Below are 5,222 nucleotides of genomic sequence, written 5' to 3' on the forward strand. Positions count from 1 at the left end.
CGCTACCGCCCTCAACCTTGATACACTCGTTTCTGAACTGGAAATCGCTGGTGGCAATTGCAGTAGGCGTTATTGTCTCCTGGCTGGGTGGGCGCGGCGTGACCTTAATGGGCAGCCAGCCGCAACTGGTCGCCGGGCTGCTGGTAGGCACTGTTTTAGGCGTGGCGCTGTTTCGCGGCGTACCGGTCGGCCCGCTTATTGCCGCGGGTCTGGTTTCGCTGATTGTGGGGAAACAGTAGTTAATCCCGCAATATATCGGCCTGGCGTTTGCCCCAGGCCTTTCTTAAACATAGTAATAAAGGCCGTTGTTGAATCATACCCCAGCGTATGAGCAACTTTCTGTACAGTATCGCCTTTCACTAATCCCTGAAGCGCCATAATCAGCTGTAACTGCTGACGCCACTGGCGAAAACTCAACCCCGTCTCTTTCACTATCAGCCGGGCAAGATTGCGTTCACTCATCGCAAAAAAGCCAGCCCATTGCCCCAATGAGCCCCACTCGACGGGCTCTTTCGCCATCATCTCCACCATCGTGCGGATTTTAGGATGAGAAGAAACGGGCAAGTGCAGCTGTTGTTGTGGCTGCTGAGGGAGTTCATCAAACAGGACCTGAATTAATCTGCGGGTCATCGGCTCAGCACGCTGAGTCGTCGTCCTGTTTGCCAGGGTTAAAATCAATTCCCGGCATAAGGGCGATATTTTCAATGTGCAACATGTTGTCGGCATTGTCACTGCGCTGGGTTCGATAAACAGAAAACAGAGTTCAGCGTTAGCTGTCACTTGATTGCTATGTTCCACCCCGCCCGGTATCCAAACCGCATATTGCGGCGGCACCATCCACAAAGCATTTTCCACCGTACAGGTAATTGCACCATGTAATGCTAGTATCAGCTGTCCTTTGCGGTGCTGATGTACAGGACTGGTTAACTCATCCGTTCCGGCGTGAATACAAAATGCGACCGCGGCTTCATGGTGTCGGTCGGGTTCATAGCCATTGAGATTCAACCTGTGCATCATTTTGTCCGAATTTAGCGATAATTTGTCATTTTAGCTTGATTCAACATAACAATAAAAACGGTAAGGTACAGCCTCGTTTGTAACAATGAGAAGCATATGACCTGTTCAACTTCATTAAGCGGCAAAAACAGGATTGTCCTTATCGCTGGCATTCTGATGATTGCCACTACATTACGCGTCACCTTCACCGGCGCAGCACCGTTACTCGATACGATTCGTTCCGCTTACTCGCTGACGACAGCGCAAACCGGCTTATTAACCACCCTGCCATTATTGGCCTTTGCGCTAATCTCACCTTTGGCTGCCCCGGTGGCGCGACGTTTTGGTATGGAACGTAGCCTGTTTGCCGCGTTACTTTTGATCTGTGCAGGTATCGCAATTCGTTCTCTCCCTTCGCCTTACTTATTATTTGGCGGTACAGCGGTCATTGGCGGTGGGATTGCATTAGGCAATGTCTTACTGCCAGGATTAATTAAACGCGATTTCCCTCATTCCGTCGCCAGACTTACCGGCGCATATTCCCTGACAATGGGAGCTGCAGCGGCACTGGGATCGGCTATGGTCGTGCCGCTGGCTTTGAACGGTTTTGGCTGGCAAGGCGCGTTGTTCATGCTGATGTGTTTTCCTCTGCTGGCTCTTTTTTTATGGCTGCCACAGTGGCGAAGCCAACAACATGCAAATTTGAGTACCTCGCGCGCCTTACATACTCGGGGTATCTGGCGTTCGCCGCTTGCCTGGCAGGTCACATTGTTTCTTGGGATCAACTCACTGGTCTATTACGTGATTATTGGCTGGCTTCCGGCGATCCTCATCAGTCGCGGCTATAGCGAAGCACAGGCGGGTTCACTGCATGGTTTGCTGCAACTAGCCACAGCAGCTCCCGGTTTGCTGATCCCTCTTTTCTTACATCATGTGAAAGATCAGCGTGGTATTGCAGCGTTCGTTGCCTTGATGTGCGCAGTGGGCGCTGTTGGGCTCTGCTTTATGCCAGCGCACGCGATCACCTGGACTCTGCTTTTCGGTTTTGGTTCCGGCGCAACAATGATACTGGGGTTGACGTTCATTGGTCTTCGGGCAAGTTCTGCGCATCAGGCGGCGGCACTCTCGGGGATGGCACAATCCGTCGGGTATTTGCTGGCAGCCTGTGGGCCGCCGCTGATGGGTAAAATACACGATGCTAACGGTGACTGGTCCGTACCACTGATGGGTGTTGCCATACTTTCACTACTGATGGCGATTTTCGGACTTTGCGCCGGGAGAGACAAAGAAATTCGCTAATATCCGGTGCTATAGTGACGTGACAAATCATGCGTGAAAGGGAGAACAAACACGATGAATATTCAGTGCAAACGCGTTTATGATCCGGCTGAACAGAGCGATGGTTATCGCGTACTGGTCGACCGCCTCTGGCCGCGCGGTATCAAAAAAACCGATTTAGCCCTTGATGAGTGGGATAAAGAAATCACGCCGTCAACGGAACTGCGCAAAGCCTTTCACGGCGAAGTCGTCGATTTTGCAACCTTTCGCGAGCAATATCTTGCAGAACTGGCGCAACACGAGCAAGAAGGAAAGCGGCTGGCGGACATCGCCAAAAAACAGCCGCTGACCCTGCTCTACGCAGCAAAAAACACCACGCAGAACCATGCGCTGGTGCTGGCCGACTGGCTACGTAGCTTGTGATTTTAGTACAGCATCCGGCGGTTATTTTTCACCAGCCGGATGGTCCCGTCGCCACAATGCCCATTCATCAATCGTTTCACCGCCCGGTAATTTGCAATTGTTGCTGACCCCTTGCGCTGTCTGCACTGGAATGAGCGTCCCGCCCTTCTGCTGGCAATAGACCGACGCCGGATTTGCCATACCAATCTGCGGCGGTTTAGGTGCTTCTGGCTGAGAAGGGGTTGAACAACCAGCCAGGACCAGCAAGCAAGGCAGAACAAAACTGATAATTTTCATTTATTGATCTCACATATTTATCCAGACTTAGAGTATCGCGGTATCGTTTTGTTTTGCAGCACTATTTTTATTACATTCACTCAAATCATATTACGCCTTGTTTCATCTTTGTTGATGATGTTTTATCATGCCTGCAAAGATTAAATAATCAGCATTTACCCGCCGTATCCTGGAGTTGTTTCGTGTCAGATCAGATTATCGCCCGCGTCTCGCAATCCCTTGCCAAAGAACAGTCACTGGAAAGTCTGGTCCGACAGCTTCTGGAGATGCTGGAAATGGTCACTGATATGGAATCAACCTACCTGACCAAAGTGGATGTCGAAGCGCGCCTGCAGCATATTATGTTTGCCCGTAACAGCCAGAAAATGCACATCCCGGAGAATTTTACCGTCTCGTGGGATTACTCGTTATGCAAACGCGCCATTGATGAAAACTGCTTTTTCAGCGATGAAGTCCCTGACCGTTGGGGCGACTGTATTGCGGCACGCAATCTTGGCATCACCACATTTCTGAGCACGCCAATTCACTTACCGGATGGATCATTCTATGGCACGCTTTGCGCCGCCAGCAGTGAGAAGCGCCAGTGGAGTGAACGCGCGGAACAGGTTTTACAGTTATTCGCTGGACTGATTGCACAATATATTCAAAAAGAGGCGCTGGTTGAACAGCTGCGCGAAGCCAATGCTGCGCTGATTGCGCAATCGTATACCGACTCGTTAACCGGGCTACCGAATCGGCGGGCGATTTTTGAAAATCTGACGACGCTGTTTTCTCTCGCCCGGCATCTTAACCATAAGATAATGATCGCGTTTATCGATCTGGATAACTTCAAATTAATCAATGACCGTTTTGGTCATAATAGTGGCGATCTGTTTCTCATTCAGGTTGGCGAGCGCCTTAATACGCTCCAGCAAAATGGCGAAGTTATTGGTCGTCTCGGCGGTGATGAGTTTTTGGTTGTTTCACTAAACAACGAGAATGCGGATATTTCGTCGCTGCGAGAACGTATTCAACAGCAAATACGTGGAGAATATCACTTAGGTGATGTTGATTTGTATTATCCCGGTGCCAGTCTTGGCATAGTAGAAGTCGATCCTGAAACAACCGATGCAGACAGTGCCCTGCATGCTGCCGATATTGCGATGTATCAGGAGAAAAAACACAAACAGAAAACACCTTTTGTCGCGCATCCAGCGCTACATTCCTGAGGCGTATTCACATCCTTTTGATTGGTGATAACATGCGAATCGGTATTATTTTTCCGGTTGTAATCTTTATTACAGCGGTCGTATTTTTAGCATGGTTTTTTATTGGCGGCTATGCTGCCCCGGGAGCATAAAGATGAAAAAAACAACGATTATTATGATGGGTGTGGCGATTATTGTCGTTCTCGGCACTGAGCTGGGATGGTGGTAACGTCACCTCTAAAAAATAGCAAAGGCTGCCTGTGTGCAGCCTTTGTGCAATTTAAGCGTTAACTTTTAATCTTCCTGTAGATAAATAGCACGACAATCGCACCAATAACGGCAACCACGAAGCTGCCAAAATTGAAGCCATCGACTTTACCAAAGCCAAACAGTGTGCTGATCCATCCGCCGACTACGGCACCGACTATCCCCAGCAGAATAGTCATAAAGAATCCACCACCATCTTTACCTGGCATGATCCACTTCGCCAGAATACCGGCAATAAGCCCAAAAATAATCCATGACAGAATGCCCATTGTTTCCTCACTTATCTGTTTTGCATTAGCGGGTTAGTCGCTGATAAAAAGCATAGCACAACATCGGGAGGGCAAGATTTGTGACGAGCATCACGGAGGATTTTTTTGCGATGGCGCAGAAATTGCGCCATCAACGATCGGTGATAATTACCAACCACAAACATCATGTTCGTTTTCCGTGTCTTGACATCCTCCACGCCCTGAATGACGAGGATCCCTGCTACGTTCAGGCTGTCGCCTGAATCATTTCGGTGGGTTCCTGCTTCAACGGGCGGCCTGACTGCACCATCTCTCCACAGGCAAGAACGGCGTGCCCCGCCGCTAAAATGTTACGAGCGCCATTTACATCGGCGTTCGCTGTATATCCACATACCTGGCATCTGAATTTACTTTGTGACAGGCGGTTTTCTTTCGCTGTATGACCACAGCACGCGCAACGCTGGCTTGTGTACGCTGGCGGAACAGCAAGCACCTGACCGCCACGCCAGAGCTGCTTGTACTCAAGCTGGCGGCGCATTTCATACCA

Annotated in this window: 9 protein-coding genes and 1 pseudogene (1 of these 10 only partly in view); 6 read left to right on the forward strand and 4 right to left on the reverse strand. The window is 49.9% G+C overall.

The annotated features are described in order from the left end of the window. Nucleotides 1–239: pseudogene (locus tag QZF50_RS06165) on the forward strand (DUF441 domain-containing protein) (it extends 220 nt beyond the left edge of the window). Here the strand turns inward: QZF50_RS06165 and nimR are convergent. After that, a complete protein-coding gene (nimR, locus tag QZF50_RS06170; RefSeq protein ID WP_000972246.1) occupies nt 196–1,017 on the reverse strand; it encodes a DNA-binding transcriptional regulator NimR in 822 nt (273 codons plus the stop codon). The pseudogene QZF50_RS06165 and the gene nimR overlap by 44 nt on opposite strands. Nucleotides 1,018–1,113: 96 nt before the next feature. Here nimR and nimT point away from each other — a divergent pair, with 96 nt between their 5' ends. Further along, entirely contained in the window at nt 1,114–2,295 is a 1,182-nt protein-coding gene (gene nimT, locus QZF50_RS06175) for a 2-nitroimidazole transporter (protein ID WP_000128477.1), read from the forward strand. 54 nt (nt 2,296–2,349) lie between these two features. Further along, on the forward strand, nt 2,350–2,697 hold the full coding sequence (locus QZF50_RS06180) for a DUF488 domain-containing protein (RefSeq protein ID WP_001297652.1): 348 nt from the start codon (nt 2,350–2,352) through the stop codon (nt 2,695–2,697). 21 nt (nt 2,698–2,718) lie between these two features. Here the strand turns inward: QZF50_RS06180 and yoaF are convergent, their stop codons facing one another. Continuing rightward, nucleotides 2,719–2,973: a DUF333 domain-containing lipoprotein YoaF gene (gene yoaF / locus QZF50_RS06185; RefSeq protein WP_000691930.1), complete on the reverse strand. Its 255-nt coding sequence runs from the start codon at nt 2,971–2,973 to the stop codon at nt 2,719–2,721. Between the two features lie 182 nt (nt 2,974–3,155). Between yoaF and dgcP the strand changes: the two genes are divergently transcribed. From dgcP to yoaJ, 3 genes are read left to right on the forward strand one after another with little or no spacing between them, the layout of a single operon-like run. Beyond that, nucleotides 3,156–4,181, forward strand: coding sequence for a diguanylate cyclase DgcP (dgcP, locus tag QZF50_RS06190; RefSeq protein ID WP_001306169.1), 1,026 nt, complete (start codon nt 3,156–3,158; stop codon nt 4,179–4,181). A gap of 32 nt (nt 4,182–4,213) precedes the next feature. Continuing rightward, complete coding sequence (locus tag QZF50_RS06195) at nt 4,214–4,312, forward strand: YoaK family small membrane protein (protein WP_001219350.1); 99 nt, start codon at nt 4,214–4,216, stop codon at nt 4,310–4,312. Between the two features lie 2 nt (nt 4,313–4,314). Beyond that, the gene (yoaJ, locus tag QZF50_RS06200; protein WP_001386836.1) at nt 4,315–4,389 is read left to right on the forward strand and encodes a protein YoaJ; all 75 of its coding nucleotides are present in this window, start codon (nt 4,315–4,317) and stop codon (nt 4,387–4,389) included. Nucleotides 4,390–4,447: 58 nt separating this feature from the next. Here yoaJ and QZF50_RS06205 read toward each other — a convergent pair whose 3' ends face one another. Continuing rightward, the gene (locus QZF50_RS06205; RefSeq protein WP_000512153.1) at nt 4,448–4,696 is read right to left on the reverse strand and encodes a GlsB/YeaQ/YmgE family stress response membrane protein; all 249 of its coding nucleotides are present in this window, start codon (nt 4,694–4,696) and stop codon (nt 4,448–4,450) included. A 226-nt stretch (nt 4,697–4,922) separates the two neighbouring features. Continuing rightward, the coding region (locus tag QZF50_RS06210; RefSeq protein ID WP_129936001.1) for a zinc ribbon domain-containing protein at nt 4,923–5,222 on the reverse strand (300 nt) is incomplete at its 5' end.

This window comes from uncultured Escherichia sp., assembly GCF_948475835.1.
Taxonomy (GTDB): domain Bacteria; phylum Pseudomonadota; class Gammaproteobacteria; order Enterobacterales; family Enterobacteriaceae; genus ECMA0423.

Bases quoted from the DNA above. Each gene is read 5' to 3' on its own strand.
- nimR (WP_000972246.1), bottom strand. From the start codon at position 1,017: ATGATGCACAGGTTGAATCTCAATGGCTATGAACCCGACCGACACCAT.
- nimT (WP_000128477.1), top strand. From the start codon at position 1,114: ATGACCTGTTCAACTTCATTAAGCGGCAAAAACAGGATTGTCCTTATC.
- QZF50_RS06180 (WP_001297652.1), top strand. From the start codon at position 2,350: ATGAATATTCAGTGCAAACGCGTTTATGATCCGGCTGAACAGAGCGAT.
- yoaF (WP_000691930.1), bottom strand. From the start codon at position 2,973: ATGAAAATTATCAGTTTTGTTCTGCCTTGCTTGCTGGTCCTGGCTGGT.
- QZF50_RS06195 (WP_001219350.1), top strand. From the start codon at position 4,214: ATGCGAATCGGTATTATTTTTCCGGTTGTAATCTTTATTACAGCGGTC.
- QZF50_RS06205 (WP_000512153.1), bottom strand. From the start codon at position 4,696: ATGGGCATTCTGTCATGGATTATTTTTGGGCTTATTGCCGGTATTCTG.